17 protein-coding genes are annotated in these 19,310 nt (G+C 67.5%); 6 read left to right on the top strand and 11 right to left on the bottom strand.

Going from position 1 to position 19,310, the window contains the following annotated elements; genetic code table 11:
• Positions 1-43: 43 nt before the first annotated feature.
• The 5 genes from ACVWZ8_RS12030 (at position 44) to ACVWZ8_RS12010 (ending at position 5,073) form a co-directional block, all read left to right on the top strand.
• Entirely contained in the window at positions 44-757 is a 714-nt protein-coding gene (locus ACVWZ8_RS12030; protein ID WP_456504781.1) for a GntR family transcriptional regulator, read from the top strand.
• Between the two features lie 67 nt (positions 758-824).
• Positions 825-2,177, top strand: a complete 1,353-nt coding sequence (locus tag ACVWZ8_RS12025; RefSeq protein WP_426979140.1) for an isochorismate synthase — start codon at positions 825-827, stop codon at positions 2,175-2,177.
• Between the two features lie 162 nt (positions 2,178-2,339).
• Positions 2,340-3,293 carry an ABC transporter substrate-binding protein gene (locus tag ACVWZ8_RS12020; protein WP_426979141.1) on the top strand — a complete coding sequence of 318 codons (954 nt, stop codon included), beginning with the start codon at positions 2,340-2,342 and terminating at the stop codon, positions 3,291-3,293.
• A 35-nt stretch (positions 3,294-3,328) separates the two neighbouring features.
• Complete coding sequence (locus tag ACVWZ8_RS12015; RefSeq protein ID WP_426979142.1) at positions 3,329-4,300, top strand: amino acid ABC transporter permease; 972 nt, start codon at positions 3,329-3,331, stop codon at positions 4,298-4,300.
• Complete coding sequence (locus tag ACVWZ8_RS12010; RefSeq protein WP_426979143.1) at positions 4,297-5,073, top strand: amino acid ABC transporter ATP-binding protein; 777 nt, start codon at positions 4,297-4,299, stop codon at positions 5,071-5,073. The genes ACVWZ8_RS12015 and ACVWZ8_RS12010 overlap by 4 nt, the downstream gene beginning before the upstream one ends.
• Before the next feature lie 332 nt (positions 5,074-5,405).
• Here the strand turns inward: ACVWZ8_RS12010 and ACVWZ8_RS12005 are convergent, their stop codons facing one another.
• The 11 genes from ACVWZ8_RS12005 to ACVWZ8_RS11955 all read right to left on the bottom strand — a co-directional run bounded on the left by ACVWZ8_RS12005 (position 5,406) and on the right by ACVWZ8_RS11955 (position 18,301).
• Positions 5,406-6,464 carry a beta-propeller fold lactonase family protein gene (locus ACVWZ8_RS12005; RefSeq protein ID WP_456504780.1) on the bottom strand — a complete coding sequence of 353 codons (1,059 nt, stop codon included), beginning with the start codon at positions 6,462-6,464 and terminating at the stop codon, positions 5,406-5,408.
• Between the two features lie 634 nt (positions 6,465-7,098).
• Positions 7,099-7,791, bottom strand: coding sequence for a hypothetical protein (locus ACVWZ8_RS12000; protein WP_426979145.1), 693 nt, complete (start codon positions 7,789-7,791; stop codon positions 7,099-7,101).
• A gap of 19 nt (positions 7,792-7,810) precedes the next feature.
• Positions 7,811-8,251: a hypothetical protein gene (locus ACVWZ8_RS11995; RefSeq protein ID WP_456504779.1), complete on the bottom strand. Its 441-nt coding sequence runs from the start codon at positions 8,249-8,251 to the stop codon at positions 7,811-7,813.
• A gap of 142 nt (positions 8,252-8,393) precedes the next feature.
• The gene (menD, locus tag ACVWZ8_RS11990) at positions 8,394-10,124 is read right to left on the bottom strand and encodes a 2-succinyl-5-enolpyruvyl-6-hydroxy-3-cyclohexene-1-carboxylic-acid synthase (RefSeq protein ID WP_456504778.1); all 1,731 of its coding nucleotides are present in this window, start codon (positions 10,122-10,124) and stop codon (positions 8,394-8,396) included.
• On the bottom strand, positions 10,121-11,950 hold the full coding sequence (gene argS / locus ACVWZ8_RS11985; protein ID WP_456504777.1) for an arginine--tRNA ligase: 1,830 nt from the start codon (positions 11,948-11,950) through the stop codon (positions 10,121-10,123). The genes menD and argS overlap by 4 nt, the downstream gene beginning before the upstream one ends.
• Positions 11,951-12,037: 87 nt before the next feature.
• Positions 12,038-14,149: a PhoX family protein gene (locus ACVWZ8_RS11980; protein ID WP_456504776.1), complete on the bottom strand. Its 2,112-nt coding sequence runs from the start codon at positions 14,147-14,149 to the stop codon at positions 12,038-12,040.
• 192 nt (positions 14,150-14,341) lie between these two features.
• Positions 14,342-15,370 carry an o-succinylbenzoate synthase gene (locus tag ACVWZ8_RS11975; protein WP_456504775.1) on the bottom strand — a complete coding sequence of 343 codons (1,029 nt, stop codon included), beginning with the start codon at positions 15,368-15,370 and terminating at the stop codon, positions 14,342-14,344.
• A complete protein-coding gene (locus tag ACVWZ8_RS11970) occupies positions 15,371-15,526 on the bottom strand; it encodes a hypothetical protein (RefSeq protein ID WP_456504774.1) in 156 nt (51 codons plus the stop codon). It abuts the gene before it with no gap.
• A 3-nt stretch (positions 15,527-15,529) separates the two neighbouring features.
• On the bottom strand, positions 15,530-16,333 hold the full coding sequence (locus ACVWZ8_RS11965; protein WP_456504773.1) for a class E sortase: 804 nt from the start codon (positions 16,331-16,333) through the stop codon (positions 15,530-15,532).
• 14 nt (positions 16,334-16,347) lie between these two features.
• Positions 16,348-16,728, bottom strand: coding sequence for a DUF6993 domain-containing protein (locus tag ACVWZ8_RS11960; RefSeq protein ID WP_456504772.1), 381 nt, complete (start codon positions 16,726-16,728; stop codon positions 16,348-16,350).
• Positions 16,729-16,936: 208 nt separating this feature from the next.
• Positions 16,937-18,301, bottom strand: coding sequence for a glycoside hydrolase family 32 protein (locus tag ACVWZ8_RS11955; protein WP_456504771.1), 1,365 nt, complete (start codon positions 18,299-18,301; stop codon positions 16,937-16,939).
• Between the two features lie 69 nt (positions 18,302-18,370).
• On the opposite strand from ACVWZ8_RS11955, the gene ACVWZ8_RS11950 reads away from it, so the two are divergent.
• Positions 18,371-19,306 carry a phosphatase PAP2 family protein gene (locus ACVWZ8_RS11950; protein ID WP_456504770.1) on the top strand — a complete coding sequence of 312 codons (936 nt, stop codon included), beginning with the start codon at positions 18,371-18,373 and terminating at the stop codon, positions 19,304-19,306.
• The last annotated feature ends 4 nt before the right edge of the window (positions 19,307-19,310 follow it).

Raw genomic sequence — 19,310 nt, 5'->3', positions numbered from 1 at the left:
TTCCCGGATTGAATTTCTATGACGCGCCCACTAGGGTTGAGGCATGCCCGCCACCCCTGCCCTGCCCCGCACGTCCGCCCGGATGATGGCGTACGCGCAGATCCGGGACCGGATCATTACGGGACTTGACGCACCCGGGGCGCTCCTCTCGGAAAACGAACTCGCCCTCATCCTGGGCACCAGCAGGCAGCCTATCCGCGAGGCCCTGTTGCTGATCGCGCAGGAAGGGCTGGTAGAGATCCGCCCGCAAAGCGGCACATACGTGACCTATATAGATCCTCAGATCGTGGCTCAGGCGCAATTTATCCGTGAAGCCGTCGAGGTTGCGTCCCTGAAGGAATGCGCTCAGAACCTTACGCCAGATCACGTCGACGCACTGCGGGAGCTCCTGGACCGGCAGGACCGCTGCACTTCCCGGGATGAGTTCTACCCTCTGGATGAAGAGTTCCACCGGTCGCTGCTGGCCATCGCCGGACACGAGACGGCCTGGGCAACCGTGGCAAACGCGAAAGGGCATCTGGACCGGGCACGCTACCTTGGCCTGAGCGGATTCCGCGGAATCCCGGCTTACGCTGGAGACCACCGCGAGGTGCTGGACGCCCTGGTTGCAGGGGACCTCGGTGCTGCTGAGGACCGCCTGCGCCGCCATCTGCGTTTTATTCTGGAGGACGTCAACAGCATCCGCGAGTCCCGTCCGGAGCTCTTCGCCGCACCGGCGCAGCCGGAACGGCGGACGCGAAGGCCAGCCCGGGCATAGGTGCTGCGGCCCGGCCCTAGGCAGCCGGAACGGAAGTGTCCTCACTCCGGAGTATGGTTGTCCAATCATGACCAGCACGTTCCGCACCTTGACAGTCCCTCTGAATGGAGAATCAACTCCCGGGGGGCTGCCGTCGTTTCTGGTCAGAGACGACGTCCTCTGCTGGACCCGGCGCGAAGCCGGCCTGGTGGGCTTCGGCGAGATAGCACGGTTCACCGCCACCGGCCCCGAGCGCTTCCTCGAGGCGGACATCTGGTGGCGCCACCTGGTCCTGGAAGCGGACATCACGGACTCCGTGGAACGCCCCGGCACCGGACCCGTGGCCTTCGGCTCCTTCGCCTTTTCCAAGGTTTCCGCACACGAGTCGCGGCTGATCGTCCCCGAAATCGTGGTGGGGCTCCGTGACGGCCGCGCCTGGCTCACCCAATTGACGTTCGACGACGGCGACCTCACCGAAGCGGGCGCCCTCGCCGCCCTGGCACGCTGGCAAGACGCACCCTCCGGTGATGCCCACGCACCCGGCGTGCCCGCTGAGGCGGGCACCGCCGTCGGGCATTCACTGGCGCCGGCAGCCAAAGCGACGCTTCAAACAGGCTCCCTCAGTGAAGCGGACTGGATGGCCGCCGTGGCGGCCGGCGTCGAAGAGATCCGGGCCGGAAAGCTGCAAAAGCTGGTGCTTGCGCGGGACATCGTGGCCACCGTGCCGGACGGTGTCAACGCGGCTGAGGTGCTCCGGGAGCTCGCCGTCCGCTACCGCGAATGCTGGACCTACGGGGTGGACGGCCTGGTCGGTTCCACCCCCGAGATGCTGATCCAGGTGGAAGGCCGCACGGCGCAGGCCCGCGTCCTGGCCGGGACCCTGGACCGCCGCGATGCCGAGGGGATGGCCGGCTCACCCCTGGAGTTCGCGGAGCGCGTGCTGGCCGGATCCGAAAAGCAGCGGCACGAGCACGACATCGCCATCCAGTCGCTCACCACCCAGCTGGCCCCCTTCTCCGAGGCGATGAACGCGCACAGCGAGCCCTTCATCCTGGAGCTTCCGAACGTGTGGCACCTGGCCTCGGACGTGAAGGCCGAGCTGACCGAGGTCGAAGGCCACGTGCCCACCTGCCTCGCCCTGATCAACGCGCTCCACCCCACCGCGGCCGTCTGCGGCACCCCCACCACGGTGGCCGGCGCCCTCATCCGCAAACTCGAGCACCTGGACCGCGGCCCCTATGCCGGCCCGGTCGGCTGGCTCGACGCGGCCGGCAACGGCGAATGGGGCATCGCGCTGCGCGGTGCGGTCATCGAATCGCCGGAGACCGCCCGGCTGTACGCCGGCTGCGGCATCGTGGAGGGCTCGCTGCCCGAAGCCGAGCTCGCGGAGACCTGGGCGAAGTTCCGGCCGATGCTGGAATCCCTCGGCATCAGCAGCTGACATCCGGGATTAGAGACACTCCCGGGCGAAGAACCCTTGCATTTGACCCCCCATTTGTTATCCAATAGTGAAACTTAGTTTTCTGTGACGTACATCTCTTGTTCGGCGATACACTATAAACCGACTTAGTTACGCATCCCTCCTGCAACAAAAGGTAAGAAAATGCAGATTTCCCGCTCGCTGCTGAGCAACTCCAGGCTCAAGACCGCAACCGTTCTCGCCATCGGGGCACTGGCACTCTCGGCCTGCACCAACGCCTCCGAGACCGGCCCGTCCGGCGCGGCCTCGCCGTCCGGCAGCGCCAATGCCAGCTTTGACCCCTCCACAGTCCAGAAGGACGATGCCCTGGCGGCCCTGGTTCCCGCGGCCATCAAGTCCAAGGGCACGCTGACCGTGGGATCGGACACCAGCTACGCGCCGGCAGAATTCCTCGCCCCCGACGGCCAGACCCCCGTGGGTTACGACGTCGACATCGCCAAGGCGATCGGCGCCACCCTGGGCTTGAAGGTCCAGGTGCAGACGGCCGAATTCACCGGCATCCTGCCCGCTCTGGGACCGAAGTACGACCTCGGCATCTCCTCCTTCACGATCAACCCCGAGCGACTCGGCGCCGTGAACATGGTCAGCTACTTCAATGCAGGCACAGTCTGGGCCGTGCAGAAGGGCAACCCGAAGAAGTTCTCCCTGGATGACGTCTGCGGCAAGTCCATCGGCGTCCAGACCGGCACCGTCCAGGAAGATCCGGACCTGGCGGGACGCAACAAGAAGTGCGCCGCGGACGGCAAGCAGCCAATCAACATCATCACGCTCAAGACGCAGACGGACGTCACCACCCGGCTGGTCAACGGCAGCATCGACGCCATGGCAGCGGACTCGCCCATCATCGGCTACGCCCTGACCCAGACCGGCGGCCAGCTCGAAAAGCTCGGCGACGTCTACGACTCCGCCCCGCAGGGCATCGCCGTGGCCAAGTCCGACACCGCACTGGCCGACGTCATCCAGAAGACTGTCACGAAGCTCATCGAAAACGGTTCGTATAAGAAGATCCTGCAGGGCTGGGGCAACGCCGAAGGCGCCATCACCAAGTCCGAGGTCAACCCGGCGGCCGGATCTTGAGTCTTCCCGCAGCCGACCACAAATCAGGTGCGCAGATGGACCGCCATCAGGAAAACCACGCAGCACCGGTGCTGAATAAGGCAGTGCCGGTGCGGCATCCAGGCCGCTGGATCAGCGCCCTCGTCATTCTCGGCGTGCTGGCCCTGTTCCTGCAGAGCCTCGTCACCAACCCCAACTTCCGCTGGGACATCGTGGGGACCTACATCCTGGACACCAAGGTGGTCCAGGGTGTCGGCTGGACCCTGCTGCTGACTGTTGCCTCCATGGTCCTGGCGATTGTCCTTGCCATCCTCCTGGCGTTCATGCGCCAGTCGGAAAACCCGGTGTTCCGCTGGTCCAGCTGGGTCTGGGTATGGTTCTTCCGCGGCACTCCCGTGTACACCCAGTTGATCTTCTGGGGACTGATTTCCGTCCTGTACCCCAAGATCAGCGCGGGAGTCCCGTTCGGCCCGGAGTTCTTCAGCCTGGACACCAGCGCCGTCGTCACTGCCCTGGCTGCGGCGATCCTGGGCCTTGGCCTGAACGAGTCCGCCTATCTGGCGGAAATCTTCCGGGCCGGCCTGAAGTCCGTGGACCGGGGGCAGATGGAAGCCGCCGAGGCCCTAGGCATGGGCAAGACCAAGATCATGTGGCGGATCATCCTGCCGCAGGCCATGCGCGTGATCGTGCCGCCCACCGGCAACGAAACCATCGGCATGCTGAAGACCACGTCGCTGGTCCTTGCAGTGCCGTTTACCCTGGACCTGACCTTCGCCACCAACACCCTGGCCAACCGGACGTACCTGCCCGTACCGCTGCTGATCGTGGCAGCCATCTGGTACCTCGTCATCACCAGCCTGCTGATGGTGGGCCAGCACTTCATCGAGGCCTACTACGGCAAGGGCGTGGACAATCTGGTTCCCGCCGCCATGAACCCGGCGGCCGCCAAGGCCGCCGCCGCCGTGGCGACGAGCGCCGAGGCGGAGCCGGCCCTGAAGATGGACTTTCCCGAGGAGGAGGCAAAATGACGATCACCGCTGAGAAGCCGCTGGTGCGGATCGAGGGCCTTCACAAGTACTACGGCCAGCACCACGTGCTGCGCGGCATCGACCTGACCGTCAACCAGGGCGAGGTGTCCGTTGTGATCGGGCCGTCCGGTTCGGGCAAGTCCACCATGCTGCGCTGCGTGAACCTGCTGGAGACCATCAGCGCCGGACGCATTTCCGTGGGCGGTCAGCTGATCGGCTACCGCGAGGTCAACGGCAGGCTCCATGACCTCAAAGTTACGGAGATCGCCGCCCAGCGCCGCGAAATCGGCATGGTGTTCCAGCGGTTCAACTTGTTCCCGCACAAGACAGCCTTGTACAACATCATGGAGGCGCCCGTTCAGGTCAAGGGCCAGTCCCGGGCCGCAGCCAGGAAGAAAGCACTTGAGCTCCTGGACCGCGTGGGACTGGCGGACCGTGCCGACCACTACCCTTCGCAGCTTTCCGGTGGCCAGCAGCAACGGGTGGCGATCGCCCGGGCCCTGGCCATGGAGCCGGAGCTCATGCTCTTCGATGAGCCCACGTCCGCCCTTGACCCCGAGCTGGTGGGCGACGTCCTGAACGTCATGAAGGACCTCGCCAAGTCCGGCATGACCATGATCGTGGTGACCCATGAGATCGGCTTTGCCCGGGAAGTGGGCGACCGGCTGACGTTCATGGACGGCGGCGTGGTGGTGGAGTCCGGCGACCCCCGTGAGGTCCTCGCCAACCCGCAGCACGACCGCACCAAGGAGTTCCTCAGCCGGGTGCTCTAGCCCGGTCTACGCCTCGCGCCTGACGATGCGCAAATGCCCTGTCGCTGCCGGGAATTCCGCTAGCGGCAGGGCATTTGCGCGTCGTGGGGCGGGTTGAGCGTCATGGTTAGCCTGCGGAGCGGGTTCGACGGCGGGGCACACCGGGCGCGGTCAGCTTCCTGATGCTCAAAACGGTCGAATCGGTGATCTGCAGCCGGCCAGAGACTTCTTTTCCGCCCAGGTCGCTGCAGCTGATATGGCTGAGACCTGGGCCTTCTATGGTCGGACTGGATTCTTGCCCCTACAAGAGTTTGATGGCCCGGCCTTGATATGAGCGGCCGGCCTTCTCCGGTTTATTCCCGGACCGTGTCTGTTAAGGAAAGGTCTTCGACATTCACCCGGGCAACAGAAAGGTCCCGGTTCAACACATACGCCCGATTTTGGACATGGCTGAAGACAATTGCCTGGCGGGGTTCTTTGAAGCCCTCGAGTGTCTTCACGACCGTGTTTTCGTTGACGTCGATTACGTCAATGGTGTTGTCGGCCTTATTGCTGGCAATAAGAAGTTTGCCGTCCGGTGATAGGGCGGCACCGTACGGTTCGCGACCGACTACGATTTCGTTCGCCATATCTCCCGTCCGTAAGTCGACCACGGAGATACTGTTGCGCCCGCTGTTTGCGGCATACAGTGTGTTCCCGTCAGCGGCCACGGAGATTCCCCGAATCTTGGAGAATCCGGTCAGTTCGCGGATAATCTTCCTGCTGACGGCGTCGACAACGGTGACCTTATCGCCCTCGAAGTTCGTCACAAAGACATGCTTTCCGTCCGGAGATACCTTAATGCCTTGCCTTGGCTGGGAAAAACCGGTGATAACGTCGGTCGGTTTCCGTGACTCAAGATCGACGACCGTGACGGAACTATGTGCCTGGTTATTCACATATATGGTCTTTCCATCCGGACTTACCGCGGTTCCGAATGCTCCCGGTCCAACCACGACTTCATCCTGCAGCGTATAGTCCTCCGTGCTGTAAAAACGGAGGGTGCCGAGGCTGCTGTCAGAGACGACAAATTGCGAGCCGTCATTAATAAACACAATGTTCCGCGGCGTGCCAAAGCCACCGATCTTCTTGCGCAGCCCACCTTCGGCCAGGTCATAGATCAGGAGTGACTTTTCGCGGCTGTCCGAGACTACCGCGGTTTTCTCATCCGGGCTCACCGCAAGGGAGTTATTGGTAATATCGGCGTCAAATCCGGCTCTACTGTCTTCGGGAGCCGCCTGGGCCGAACTGCCCGTGGCACCGGTGGACGGGGATTTTGCGCCGCTGGCGGTATCTGTTGAGGCGTCGCAGCCGGTAAAGGCCAGCGCGATCAGGGATATCGTCGCCATGGTTGTACTGATTCGCTTGTTCATAAAGTGCGGCTCCTCTGTAGGTCTATTTTTGAGATCAGGACCGACGCGTCGCGTGAGGCACGTAGGATAATTCGGCTGACGTGACTGACCGATTCCGGAGAGAACGCATTCATGGCAACTCCCGGCTAAAGAACCAAACAATCGCGCCAGCAGCGTGGCTCTTCACGGTTCGTGGTGAAAACCCCGCTGGGAAGAATATTCCTGCCACCGTCCGGGAGGCACTGACTAACAGGATAGGTGCTTGATAGTTCTTCGCGTTCCGGAACCCGCGGCCAATGCGCTTGATGTTTTGACCATCGTGTTCGATGCCTCAACCTTGGCCGTGGTTACCCGCGTTTTGATCAATGTCTCGATCTCGGGCCACCATCGGTTAACCGTGGTCCACAGGCCCGTCGCAGACCGGCAGCAGACCTCCACCGGGCCCGGCCCGGGACCTGGCGGCCATTGCCGCCAGACCCGTTCCGGGAGCGGGCGCGCGCCGAAAGGCAAGAAGCCCAGCGGCGCTGACGCCATGTAAGGCCTGTCCTGACCGCCGACCCGGCCCGGTGGTGCCTTCGGCTCTTCTGCCGGCCGAAATCACGCCGCGGTTGCAGACCCGTGCAGCGTGTTCGCGGTGGCCAACAACAGCGTCGCGCTACTTGGGGTCGCCTGAAATGTGGAACGGGATGGTTGTGATCTTGGACGCGACTCCGATGGCTTCGAGATCTCGTGCATCAATCGTGCCATCGACGTTGGCGTCCGGCACGACGCTCGGGGCATCGTTGTAGATCCCGTCGTGGTTGAGGTCGGCGATCACAGCGACGGTCAGGATGCTGTCCACGTCCTGACCGGCAATCGGGGCGCCGACGATCCAGGAATCCCAAATTTCAGCGCCCTTTTTCGAACGGTCGGTCACGCCGGTGAGATTGAAAAGGTTGGCCAGATTCGTGCCGGGACCGGAGAAGCCCTTGATGGTGCTATTGGTGGTGGAGGCGAGGACAACGAGGCCCGGCAGACGATCATCCTGACCGGTGGAGAACGACCCGGGAAAGGGCGCCGTGTTCGCATGCGCGGCGGGCCCGGTGAGCTGCAGACCGGTGAAGCCTGCTGCGGCCAGGCCGCCGTCGTACCGCACACTCAGATCGACGAACCAGCCAGCACCAGCGATCCCGGCGTTATCGCCCTTTCCAGGGGCAAACACCTCGATCTCCACTGGATGCTTTTCCGATGCGGCAGGGACAGACTTCTCCGGCGTCGGACTCGCACTTGCAGCGCCGGCCACAATCGCGCCCAACACCCCCACAGAGCCAACAACAGCGGCAATTCGACGGTTACTGATTTTCATCATGATTCTTCCTCGGCTCGGCTTACAGATGGAGAAGTGAATATTGCGGCGCCAAAGACCGGCTCCAGCCATAACGACGAGGGATTGGGTCGGTTCGTTCACTTACAACCAAACTCTCGCCGCCGTACCCGGGCCAAACGGGCCGTTCAATGCGCACGGTGAACTCCGAAGGGGTCGACAAATCGACCGTTTCCGCTACAAACCGGCCGACTCGTTCAATGGATTCGGTGCGGCGGGGTGCCTCGCGAAAATCGTCGGGGCAGAGAAATGCCTCGGCCGCGGCGCTGACCCGCAGACGGTACTGCTCCCAAAACCTCAGCGCCCTCCACGCTTTCCCGTCAACGTAGTTCCCCTGACGCACGCGGACCAGCGCGCCAGACTTGCAGCGGGTGGCGAGCTCCTTGGGCGTGACTCCCTGTTGCACGTGGTCACGGGTCAGGATCAGCCGGGGTAACTCGTTCATGGAACGAAGATCCCAGCCACTGAACGCCGGCGCCATCCCTTGGCGCGGTGATGTGGAGAACTCTGACGATGCGCATTTCGTTCTGCGACGCGCAGATTTCCTTACGCGGCGGGTATTCCGAACGTGCGCATCGAAGCAGGGGCTAATCCGCTACCGGCAACCCGGCCACGGCCGCGCCCACGGCTGCCCTGATGCGGCCGTGCAGCTCCCGGAGTCCGTGCCGGTCCGTGTGCACCTCGATGATGCGGCGGCCCGCCCACGGCTCCGCCAGCGCCGTGGCGAGCTCCGCCGTCGTGCTGACGTGGCGGTGGGCGACGCCGTACGCCGCGGCGAGGGCGCCGATGTCCACGCTGTGCGGGGTGCCGAAGAGGCGTTCGACGGCGTTCCCGTAGCGGCCCGAGGAGTCGACGGCGCCGTGCTCCAGGAGCCCGAAGATGGCGCCGCCGGCGTCGTTGAGCACCACGATCCGGAGGCCTGGCTCGGCTTCCCCGGCGCCGAGCAGGAGCCCGCCGGCGTCGTGCAGGAAGGTGACGTCGCCCATCAGCACGGTGGTTTCCTGCCGGCCGCCGAGGGCTATGCCGGTGGCGGTGGCCAGGGTGCCGTCAATACCGGACAGGCCGCGGTTCGCAAACACGGTGGCCTGTGGCTCCGGTGCGGGCCCGCCGGCGAGGTCGACGTCGCGGATGCCGTTGGAGGAGCCGAGGACCAGCTGACCGCGCGAGTGTTCCCAGACCAGGGCGCCCACGGACGGCCCGGTGGCAGCGGCGGTTCCGGCCAGCACGGAATCGACGGCGTGCTGAGCGGCGGCCCCGGCCAGCAGCCAGGCATCCAGCCAGGCCGCGGAGCCGCGCCCGGCGAAGTCAGCCAGGTCCGCCAGGGTCTCCAGCGGCAGTTCGGTGCGGCGGCCGGGCTGGTACCAGGCCACGGGAACCGGCTGGTACAGGGCCGAGGGGACGTCGGAACGGGCCAGCAGGGCACTGACGGGCCGGGAGAGCGTGGGCCGGCCAAACAGCACGACGCGTTCGATCGGCTGCGCGGACTCCGGTCCGAAGTGCTCCAGCAGCAGCCGGTAGGGGCCCACTGCGTTCGGCCCGAAGCGGGCGTTGGAGGACGGTTCGGCGAGCAGCGGCAGTCGGTGGGCGCGGGCAAACGCCTCGGCGACCGGACCGGCGTCGTGCCCGGCCAGCACCACGGTGCGCCGTTCCGGCAGGCCGGTGTCCGCCGGCGGGAAGTCCAGGGCCAGGGGGCCTCGGGCGGTCCGGTACACCCGGCGGCCGGACTCGGGCGGGAGCCTCTCGCCCGGGGCCGGGACCAGGGGGTCGCGGAACGCCAGGTTGAGCTGCACGGGCCCGGGCGGGCTGTCCTCGAAGGCGCCGGTGGCCGCACTCAGAGCCGTCTCCACGGCCCGCTGCGGGTCGCTGCCGGCGGGGACGTCGACGGCGAAGCGCACGTGGTCGCCGAACAGGTCCAGCTGCGCCGTGGTCTGGTTGGCGCCGGTGCCGCGGAGTTCCTCGGGCCGGTCGGCTGAAATGACGACGAGCGGCACCGCGGCGTGGTTGGCCTCCATGACGGCGGGCAGGAGATTCCCGACGGCGGTTCCGGAGGTGGTGAGCACGGCAGCCGGCGCACCTGTTGCCAGGGCGAGGCCGAGGGCCGTGAACCCGGCGTCGCGTTCGTCGATCCGGACCAGCAGCTCCACCCGTCCGGCGGCATCGGCCTCGGCCAGGGCGTAGGCCATCGGCGCGGAACGCGAGCCGGGCGCCACGGCCACGTAGCGCACACCGGCGGTCAGCAAGGCCGCGACGGCGATGCGCGCGGCGTCCAGTGCGCCCAGCTCGTCCGTTCCGTGCGGCCCGGGATCGGCCGGACTCACATGTTCTCCGGCGTCTCGATGCCCAGCAGCTCCAGGCCGCCGGAGAGCCGGCGCAGCACCAGGGCGCAGAGGGCAAGGCGGGACTCCCGGACCGATTCCTCGGCCTTCAGCACGGGGCACTGGTCGTAGAAGGCGGTGAAGAGCTGCGCGAGCTCGAACAGGTAGGTGCACAGCCGGTGCGGCTCGAGCAGTTCACCCACCCTGCTCAGCGCGGCGCCATACTCCAGGAGGTGCAGCGCGAGCGCACGTTCGGCGGGTTCGACGACGGCGATCGCCGCCGCCGGCACGCCACCAACAGTGTCAGCACTGACGGTGTCGGTACCGACAGTGTCGGTTTCGGCGGCGAGATGGCGTTCCAGCACGCCGGCCTTGCGCAGGATCGAGCGGATCCTCGCGGCCGCATACTGCACATAGGGTCCGGTGTTTCCGCTCAGGGCCAGCATGCGGTCGAAGTCAAAGACGTATTCGGTGTCGTGCCCCACGGATAGGTCCGCGTACTTGACGGCCCCGATCCCGACCTGCCGCGCGGTCACGGCCCGCTCCGCTGCGGTCAGCTCGGGCCGGCCGGCGTCGATGACGGCGCGGGCCCGGTCCACGGCCTCCTCCAGCAGGGCCATGAGCTTCACCGGGGCACCGGAGCGGGACTTCAGGATCTTCCCGTCCTCCCCCAGCACGTTGCCGATCTGCACGTGCACCGCCTCGACGGTGTCCGGCAGCCAGCCGGCATCGCGCGCCGTGGCCATGACCATGCGCAGGTGGACGTTCTGCGGCGCGCCCACGACGTAGAGGATACGGTCGGCCTCGAGCTCCCGGACCCGGTAGCGGATGGTGGCGAGGTCGGTGGTGCCGTAACCGTAGCCGCCGTCGGACTTGCGGATGATGAGCGGCAGCGGCTGGCCGTCCCGGCCGGTGAACCCGGCGGGGAAGGTGCAGAGGGCGCCGTCGCTGACCCGGGCGATGCCGAGGTCCTCAAGTTCCTGGCACAGCTGTGCCAGATGCGCGTCGTAGGAGCTTTCGCCGGCGATGTGGTGGTCCGTGAGGCTGATGCCGAGCTTGGAGTAGATCGCGTTGAAGTAGCGCTTCGACTGGGCCACGAGCCGCTGCCAGACCGCGAAGGTCTCCTGGTCGCCGCTCTGCAGCGCGACCACGCGGAGCCTGGCCCTGGTGGCGAACCCGTCCTCGTCCGTGGCGGAGGCGTCGAACTTGGCGCGGGCCGCCTGGTAGAAGGCGCTGGGGTCATCCACCAGCAGCGCCGCCTCCGGCGAGTCCTCCCCGATCTCGAGCCAGTGCTCGATCAGCATGCCGAACGGGGTACCCCAGTCGCCGATGTGGTTCTGCCGGATGACGGTGTCCCCCAGCGCCTCGAGCACCTTGACGAGGCTGTCGCCCACCACGGTGGTGCGCAGGTGCCCGACGTGCATCTCCTTCGCCACGTTGGGGGAGGAGTAGTCGACGACGACGCGCCGGGGTTCGACGGCAGGCGCGGGCGCGACGCCAGCAGACGCGGCGGCACCGGCGGCCGTGGACGCCTCGTGGTTAAGCAGCTCCTCGATCCAGGTGCCGTCGAAGGTGAGGTTGATGAAGCCCGGCCCGGAGATCTCGACGGCGGTGCAGATGCCGTCCAGGTCCAGGGTCTCGACGATCCTCGCTGCGGCGTCCCGCGGCGGCATGCCGACCTTCTTGGCCAGCGCCATGGCGGCGTTGATCTGGATGTCCGCAAACTGCGAGGGCCGGACCACCGGATCCGTTCCGCCGTACTCTTCGCCGAACGCGCGGGCAATCGCTGCCTGGACTCTGGGGACAACCAATTCGGCCGGATTATTCACACTGTTCAAATTATCAGTTCAGCCCGTGCCCTGACGCTCCCCACCTCCCGCCGTCGGGCTGGCAGGAGGCGAGGGAGCGCCGGAGGGTCAGGCGCCGGTGCGGAACACCTGGACCACGGAGGGGCGCGGGGCACGGACCTGGCCAGGCTTCGGCGTCGTGCCGGCCGCCACGTAGTCCGGGAAGAAGGACAGCTGCGCGTCGAACGAGCCGTCCTCGCCCGGGTGCTGCACGGAGACGAACACGGTACGTTCCTCGTCATGGATGATCGGCCCGCAGGTCTCGCCGTCGCGCGGGACGGCGAGGAACTGTTCCACCTTTCCGCGCTCGGCACCATCGAGGGTGACCTTGAACAGGCCGTCCGCCTTGCCGATGCCTGACGGGGCGCCGTCCGTGGAGATCCAGAGGTTGCCGACGGAGTCGAACGCGAGGTTGTCCGGGCAGGAGATGGGCGAGACCTGGTCCGCCGGGAAGCCGGAGAAGTACGTGACGTCGCCCTGGGACGGATCGCCGCAGACCATCAGCAGGTTCCAGGTGAAGGCCGTGGACGTCTGGTCACCGGTCTCGATGATTTCGACGACGTGGCCGTCGCGGTTGTTGTTGCGCGGGTTGACCTCGGTGGCCCCTTCCTTGCCGAAACTGCCGCGGTCCGAGTTGTTGGTGCAGGCGACGTAGACCTTGCCGGTCAGGAGGCTCGGCTCAACGTCCTCGCAGCGGTCCATCTTGGTGGGGCCCACCTTGTCCGCGGCCAGGCGCGTGTAGACGAGCACTTCCTCCACCGACATGCCGGGCACCGCGGACTTGCCGTCCACCACCAGCGGCAGCCACTGGCCGGTGCCGTCGAAGCCGCCGTCGGCGGGGACATTGCCTGTGCCATCGAGCTGGAACGCCGGGGAGCTGCCCTCGAACCTGGCGACATACAGGTTGCCCTCGGACAGCAGGGTCATATTGTGGGCGCGGTCGGCAGCGTTTGTACCGGGACGGTACTGGTTCCTGGAGACGAACTTGTACAGGTAGTCGAAGCGCTCATCGTCGCCCATGTACGCGACCACGTGCCCCGAGTCTGCCACGATCACGTTGGCGCCTTCATGCTTGAAGCGGCCCAGGGCGGAGTGCTTCTTCGGCGTGGACGTGGGATCGAAGGGATCCACTTCCACGATCCAGCCGAAGCGGTTGGTCTCGTTCTCGTAGCCGGCGTTGTTGGTGTTGAAGCGCGGATCGTCGAGATCCCACTGGCGTGCGGTCGGCTTGTTGGTGAGTCCGTAGCGCTTGTCCGCGGCGGAAGTGCCCGGTGAGACAAAGTAGCCGTTGAAGTTCTCCTCGCCGGAGAGGACTGTGCCCCACGGCGTGGTGCCGCCGGAGCAGTTACCCAGTGTCCCGCGGATGGCGCGCCCGGTGGGATCGGCGACGGTCCGGACCAGGGCGGAGCCGGCAACCGGGCCCGTGAGTTCGTAGGTGGTGTCGTTGAGGTAGCGGCGGTTGAGCCGGGCTCCCTTGACGTAGCTCCACGGCTTGTTCCTGTTCTGGCGCTCGAGCTCCACGACGGACAGTCCGTGCGCGGCGGCGGCGACGGCACGGACCTCGGCTGCGGGGAGCGAGGCAGGGAACATGATGGCCTCGTTGGTGTATTCGTGGTTGGCGAACAGCAACGCGCGGCGGCCCTTGCTGCCGGGAACCTCGAGGATGTCCGTGTAGTCGTTGTTGTAGCCGAACTGCCGTGCCTGCGCCGCGGCGGTCTGGTTGTTGAGGTCGAAGTCCGGCGCGTCGCGGAAGATCGGGTCGCCCCAGCGGATGACCGGCTGCCAGCCGAAGCCTTGCGGCACGGTGAAGGCGTCGACGGCGGCGTCCACCGGCGCGATGGCCGTGAACTTGAGCTTGGATTTGCCTGCAACGGACTTGCCGAAGCCGTCCTTGGCGGCGGCCGCGAGGCCCGGACCGCCGTCGGCCACCGCGGGCTCCGCGGAGCCCAGCGAACCGCCGAACGCGACGGCGAGCGCGCCGGCGGCGCCGAAGCCCAGCGCGGCACGCCGGGACATGGTGGCGGAGGCGATGTCGCGGAAGTAGCTGTTGGTACTGGTGTTGCAGACCTCGCCCGAGCAGGCGTTGTCGCACTTCAGCGCGCACGTGACAGCGCTGCGTTTGCCTTTCGTGAGGCCGAGCATGGGGAGCAGGGTGGGCTTGCGTCCGGAGGTGACAGACATGGAGAGACCTTCCATGGGAGTGAGATGCGGTCCCGGCCACCCTGCCAGCCACGGGCTGCCGAGAGACGTCTCCCAGATGAAGACCCGGTGAACTCGCGGGCGGAACCCGCAAGACCCGAGGGAGCGTCAGCCAACCCCCTGCGGAACCTGAGGGAGCGTCAGCCAACCCCCGGCGGAACCTGAGGGAGCGTCTCAGGGGCGGGCCAAAGCCAGCACTGCATGGACCCGGCGCAGCCGGTCCAGCCACCAGTCCCGGCGCTCCGGCGCAGCGGCATGCTCGGCCAGCAGGGCCGGATCGGCGGCGACCTCGCGGACCCGGATAGAGCCGTCGTCGGGCACCAGCGAGTCCCGGGTGACATCGGCGGCGAGCAGGGACACGGTCCCCAGCCCGCACGCGTACGGCAGTTCGGGCAGCGCGGCGGCGAGCGCCAGTCCGGCGCGGATTCCCACGGACGTGTCCAGCGCGGAGCTGACGACGGCGGGGAGCCCGGCCTGCGCCACGATGTCCAGCGCGCGCCGCACTCCGCCGAGCGGTGCCACCTTCACGACGATCAGGTCCGCGGCGCCGGCGCGCGCGACCTTGAGCGGGTCGTCCTCCTTGCGCACGCTTTCGTCCGCGGCGATCAGCACCGGGACCCCGGCGGCCCGCAGCCGGCGGCGGACCTCGGCGAGCCCGGCGATGTCCGGCACCGGCTGTTCGGCGTATTCGAGCCCGACGCCGGACAGCCGGGTCAGTGCCTCGACGGCGGTCCGCACGCCCCAGCCGCCGTTCGCGTCCACCCGGATCGCGGCGTCCGGGAGCGCCTCGCGGACCGCGGCGACCCGCGCAGCGTCGTCGTCGAGGCTCTGCCCGGGTTCGGCCACCTTGATCTTGACGGCGTCCACCCGGCCGAACCGGGCCAGGATTTCCGGGACCCGGTCCGCGGTGACGGCGGGGATCGTGGCGTTGACGGGAATCAGCGAACGGACGGGTTCGGGGAAGCCCTGCCAGCCCGCCTCGACCGCGGCGGCGAGCCAGCGGGAGGCTTCCTGGTCGCCGTACTCCGGGAAGGGGCAGAACTCACCCCAGCCCAGCGGGCCGTCCAGCAGCAGGGCCTCGCGCTGGAGGATGCCGCGGAACTTCACCCGCATCGGCAGGCTCACCACATGGGCGCCGGCGAGGAGTTCCTCCAGCTCGGGCAACGCGGGCGGCAGCGGCAGCGGCGGGCTCGGGGGCGCCATCTAGCCGACCGTGGCGTCGGTCAGGTTGGTCATGTCAGCCAGCCAGGGAAAAACGACGTCGACCAGCACCAGCAGTACTCCCGCCAGGATCACCGCCGACAGAAGGATCCTCAGCCAGAGAGTCCCGGGAAGTTGCCGAAAAAGCCAAACGTACATGGTCTAACCCTTCCCCTGCAGTGCAGCGAGCTGCTTGGCGATGGGCGCCGGAGGCCCGGCGCTGAGCGGCTGCCATGAATCGAAAACCGAGTAGGCGATGATGCGCTCCTCGGACCCAAAACGCGGGTTGCAGCTGGTCATGGTCAAGAGCCGCTGCTCCGGCGCTGCGCCGGGCTGCATCGGCACCGGCGCCAGCACATCCGTCCGGTCCGGCAGCACGATCTCCTGGTTCCGGAAGACGTAGGTATAGAACCCGTCGGCCGTCTGAACGTAGATTTTGTCCCCGGGCACCAGCGTGTGGATGTTATCGAGAACCGCGCCGTGCGTCTGGCGGTGGCCTGCCATCACAAAGTTGCCCACGGCTCCCGGCATCGCCGTCCCCGGATAGCGGCCCAGGCCGAGTGTGTCGATGACGTCCCGGCTGGTGCCCTCGATGATCGGGCGGCTGTAGTCGGCGCCGAAGCGGGGAATGTAGATGACCCCGATCGCCGCTCCGTGGGCCGGCGCGGTGCCGACCGGCACGGCCGCAGGGTCCACCGGCGCTGCAGGGTCCGCCGGTGCGGTGGCGGGAGGGTCATTCGTGACGGGCACCTGGTGCTCGTGGACAAACTGTTTCACGGCAGCTCCCTGGGCCGCGCCCGCTTCAACGTTCGTCCACCACAGCTGCCAGGCGACGAAGAGGACGGCAATCACGCCGAGTGTTATCAGCAGCTCGCCCGCCACCTGGACGGCCATGAGGGAACGACGCCGGCGGGTGCTGTGGGTTTCCTGCGCAATCCCGGCGCGGCGGTTCAGTACCTTCGACATGCCACTCCTGTTGACTACCGCTGGAAGCTGCCAATAAAGCATCGCCCGTTCGGAAGAACCGGCAAGACTGACGTTGCCACAGTTCCGGACCGGATCTGCGCCATCACACATGCGTTGTCGCCCAGCACTCCAATTTCGACGGCGTCAGCGGCCAGTCCGGTGGGCGTTTTCGACGCCGAAACCTCCACCGTGGCCGGGGCGAACCCGACTGCGGACAGGCTCTCGCGGATTTGCTCCCGGCTCGGTTGCGGCGAGGCCACCAGCAAAGTCTGCAGCGCCGCGTCCACGGCGCTGGAAACGCCGGAGGGTGCGGCGGTTGCCGAAGCGGACGCGCCGGTGATTTCCTGGGACGGGACAGCCGATGCTTTCCCCTCCGGTGCAGGAGCGTTGCTCACTGAGCCGGAAGACACCGTCGGAGAAGGGGCCGAACACGCCGACACACCGATCACCAATGCCAGAACCGCAGCAACCAGCCCCGCATACCGGCGGCCGCTGTACCGTCGGCCACTGGGGCGGCGGAGCTGGGCGGGGTCGCGGGAAGTCACCCGAACATCCTCCCATACCGGGACTGGCACTCCGGTGCCGGCGCGGTGCCCGCCCCGCTCACGGGGACGGTTCCTGCACGGGCTGGGAAAGGCCCGGGTGCCGGAGCTCCCACACGTCGGCCGCGGCGCCGTGCGGCAATTCGATCTGCCATTCCTCGCCGGGGCCGGGGTAGGCGCGCAGGGTGGTGGGCACTGAGCCGTGGCGGTAGACCTCCACGATCGAGGCGTCAATGAAGATCCGCAGCTCATCGCCGCCCGCCACGGCGTCGGCGAACACGGTCCGCCGCTCCCCCGCCGTGATCAGGACCAGCCGCAGGGTGCCCTCTCCCCCGGCGACCCGGACCTCCGCCGCCGCCGGCAGGGCGACGGCCCCCGCCGCACCGCGGTGGAGCCGGGCGCCGCGGTAGGCGCGGAGTTCAGGGGCAGGTTCGACGGCGAGGACCCCGCCGTGCACGGACAGCTGGCGCGGGAACGTCAGGATCCCGGCCCAGCCGGCGTCGTCCGTCTGCGCCTGGCTGCGTCCAGTCCGGCCCTCGCGGTCCTCCAGTTCCCCGGACCAGCCCCAGAGCAGCGCCCGGTCCGGCAGGGAGAGGAGCTGCGGGGCGTAGAACTCCCGTCCCAGGTCGGCTTTCCCGCCCGACGCCGGGGTGAACACCGGCAGCCCGCTGCCGTCCACTGCCAGCGAGCCGAGGAGGTAGCCGACGCCGTTGGGGTGGTCGTGGTGGTCGGCCGCGAGCCACAGCGAGGCCATCAGCACCCAGGTCTCGGCGCCGGAGGAATCCGGGACCCGGACCAGCTGCGGGCATTCCCAGATTTCCGCGGGCAGATGCCGGGCCGCGAGCGGGTCCTCCGAGCTGAACCAGATCCCCTCGTACCTCCAGTGGCGGAGGTCCTCCACGCTGTAGAGGAGCACGGCGGCGTGGCCGGAGGCGAGCCCGGCGCCCTGGAGGGCGAAGCGGCGGCCCTGGAAGGTGAAGAGGAACGGGTCGCGGACGGCGGTGACCTGCGGGTCCGGGGGCACCTCGGCCGCGACGTGCCCGTCCTGGGACCAGGTGCGCAGGGCCTGATCCGCCCGGGCCAGGACTACGCGGGAGTGGCCGCCCACGGTGTCGACGCCGGAGTACGCGGCGGTGGGGACGCCGCCGTCGTCGGTCACCACACCGGACCAGCAGCCCAGCGCGTCCGGCCCGCCGGGCTGGGGCCGGAGCGCCACCGGCTCCTCGTCCCAGTGGACCAGGTCGGAGGAACTCAGGTGCCCCCAGCAGATGCTGTGGTGCCGCGCCGAGTCCGGGTTGTACTGGAAAAACACGTGGTAGCGGCCGTCCACGTAGCTCAGTCCGTTGGGGTCGTTGATCCAGCCTTGCCCGGGCCGCGGATGGAAGCGGGGGAAAGCTGGGTCCGGATGGTGCGCCGCGGTGTCCATGGCCAAAACACTACCCGTGCCGCAGCGGGTCGCCCTCAGAAACTTCGCAGGGTTCTGTGGGAACCTGAGATGGATGATTTTTCGGCAGGAACACACCAGTATGCAGCCGGCTTCGGAGTACCCGCAGCCGCCGTCCCCGCGGGCCGCCAGGGCCGGGGCAGCGGGTTCCTGTTCCTGCTGGCCACCCTCGCCAGCATGGCGGCGCTGGCCGCGACCTACTACTTCTTCGTCCGCACCACCACGGGCCAGTTCATCGACGAATCGGCCCTCGTGGAGGCGGTCGAAATCCACGGCACCGCCGGCAAGGCCGCCAACAAGCTCCTCGACTCGCTGCCCGCGCTGTCCCTGCTGATCTCCGCGGTGGTGGTCCTGATCGTCACCGTAGTGAAGCGGCGCTGGACCGCCGCGGGAATCGCGGTGGCGGCCTGCGTGGGCGCCAACGTGGCCACCCAGATCCTGAAGGACATCGTCCCGGACCGGCCCTACCGCGGGATCGAGACCCTGGAGCTGAACTCGCTGCCCTCCGGCCACACCACCCTGGCGGCGTCGGCCGCGGCGGCGGTGTTCCTGATGGTCTCCCCGCGCTGGCGTCCGCTCGCCGGTTTCCTGGGCGGCAGCTTCGCCGTCGCCACCGGGGTGTCCACGCTGATCAACCAGTGGCACCGGCCCGCCGACGTCGTCGCGGCCTTCCTCGTCGTGGCGGTGTTTATGCTGCCGGCGGGCTGGCTGATCATCCGCAAGGGGCCGCGCTGGAACGTCTGGGACGGCTACGGCCGGCACTCGTCCTCCTCCCCGCTGTGGCTCGCGCTGCCGCTGGTGGCCGGGCTCGCCGCAGCCGCTTTCTCATTGCTGAGTGTCGCCGCCGGGCAGGGCCTGGAGGACAGCACCACCCACTACTTCTGGGCCGGGACCGCGCTGATCGTCATCGCCGGCTACCTCGCCACGGTCACCGGCGTGTGGCTGTTCGGGCATGCGGCACGACGGCGGAGCGGGCCCCTGCGCTAGGCCG

This window comes from Arthrobacter sp. UYCu723 (assembly GCF_054059215.1).
Note: the sequence above shows the minus strand (reverse complement) of the source record. Positions and strands in the feature narration are given on the sequence as shown.

Excerpts from the sequence above, each read along its gene's own strand:
- ACVWZ8_RS11950 (WP_456504770.1), top strand. The coding sequence starts at position 18,371 with ATGGATGATTTTTCGGCAGGAACACACCAGTATGCAGCCGGCTTCGGA.
- ACVWZ8_RS11965 (WP_456504773.1), bottom strand. The coding sequence starts at position 16,333 with ATGTCGAAGGTACTGAACCGCCGCGCCGGGATTGCGCAGGAAACCCAC.
- ACVWZ8_RS12000 (WP_426979145.1), bottom strand. The coding sequence starts at position 7,791 with ATGATGAAAATCAGTAACCGTCGAATTGCCGCTGTTGTTGGCTCTGTG.
- ACVWZ8_RS12005 (WP_456504780.1), bottom strand. The coding sequence starts at position 6,464 with ATGAACAAGCGAATCAGTACAACCATGGCGACGATATCCCTGATCGCG.
- ACVWZ8_RS11995 (WP_456504779.1), bottom strand. The coding sequence starts at position 8,251 with ATGAACGAGTTACCCCGGCTGATCCTGACCCGTGACCACGTGCAACAG.
- ACVWZ8_RS12020 (WP_426979141.1), top strand. The coding sequence starts at position 2,340 with ATGCAGATTTCCCGCTCGCTGCTGAGCAACTCCAGGCTCAAGACCGCA.
- ACVWZ8_RS12010 (WP_426979143.1), top strand. The coding sequence starts at position 4,297 with ATGACGATCACCGCTGAGAAGCCGCTGGTGCGGATCGAGGGCCTTCAC.
- ACVWZ8_RS11955 (WP_456504771.1), bottom strand. The coding sequence starts at position 18,301 with ATGGACACCGCGGCGCACCATCCGGACCCAGCTTTCCCCCGCTTCCAT.
- ACVWZ8_RS11970 (WP_456504774.1), bottom strand. The coding sequence starts at position 15,526 with ATGTACGTTTGGCTTTTTCGGCAACTTCCCGGGACTCTCTGGCTGAGG.
- ACVWZ8_RS12025 (WP_426979140.1), top strand. The coding sequence starts at position 825 with ATGACCAGCACGTTCCGCACCTTGACAGTCCCTCTGAATGGAGAATCA.
- ACVWZ8_RS12015 (WP_426979142.1), top strand. The coding sequence starts at position 3,329 with ATGGACCGCCATCAGGAAAACCACGCAGCACCGGTGCTGAATAAGGCA.
- ACVWZ8_RS11975 (WP_456504775.1), bottom strand. The coding sequence starts at position 15,370 with ATGGCGCCCCCGAGCCCGCCGCTGCCGCTGCCGCCCGCGTTGCCCGAG.
- ACVWZ8_RS11980 (WP_456504776.1), bottom strand. The coding sequence starts at position 14,149 with ATGTCTGTCACCTCCGGACGCAAGCCCACCCTGCTCCCCATGCTCGGC.
- ACVWZ8_RS12030 (WP_456504781.1), top strand. The coding sequence starts at position 44 with ATGCCCGCCACCCCTGCCCTGCCCCGCACGTCCGCCCGGATGATGGCG.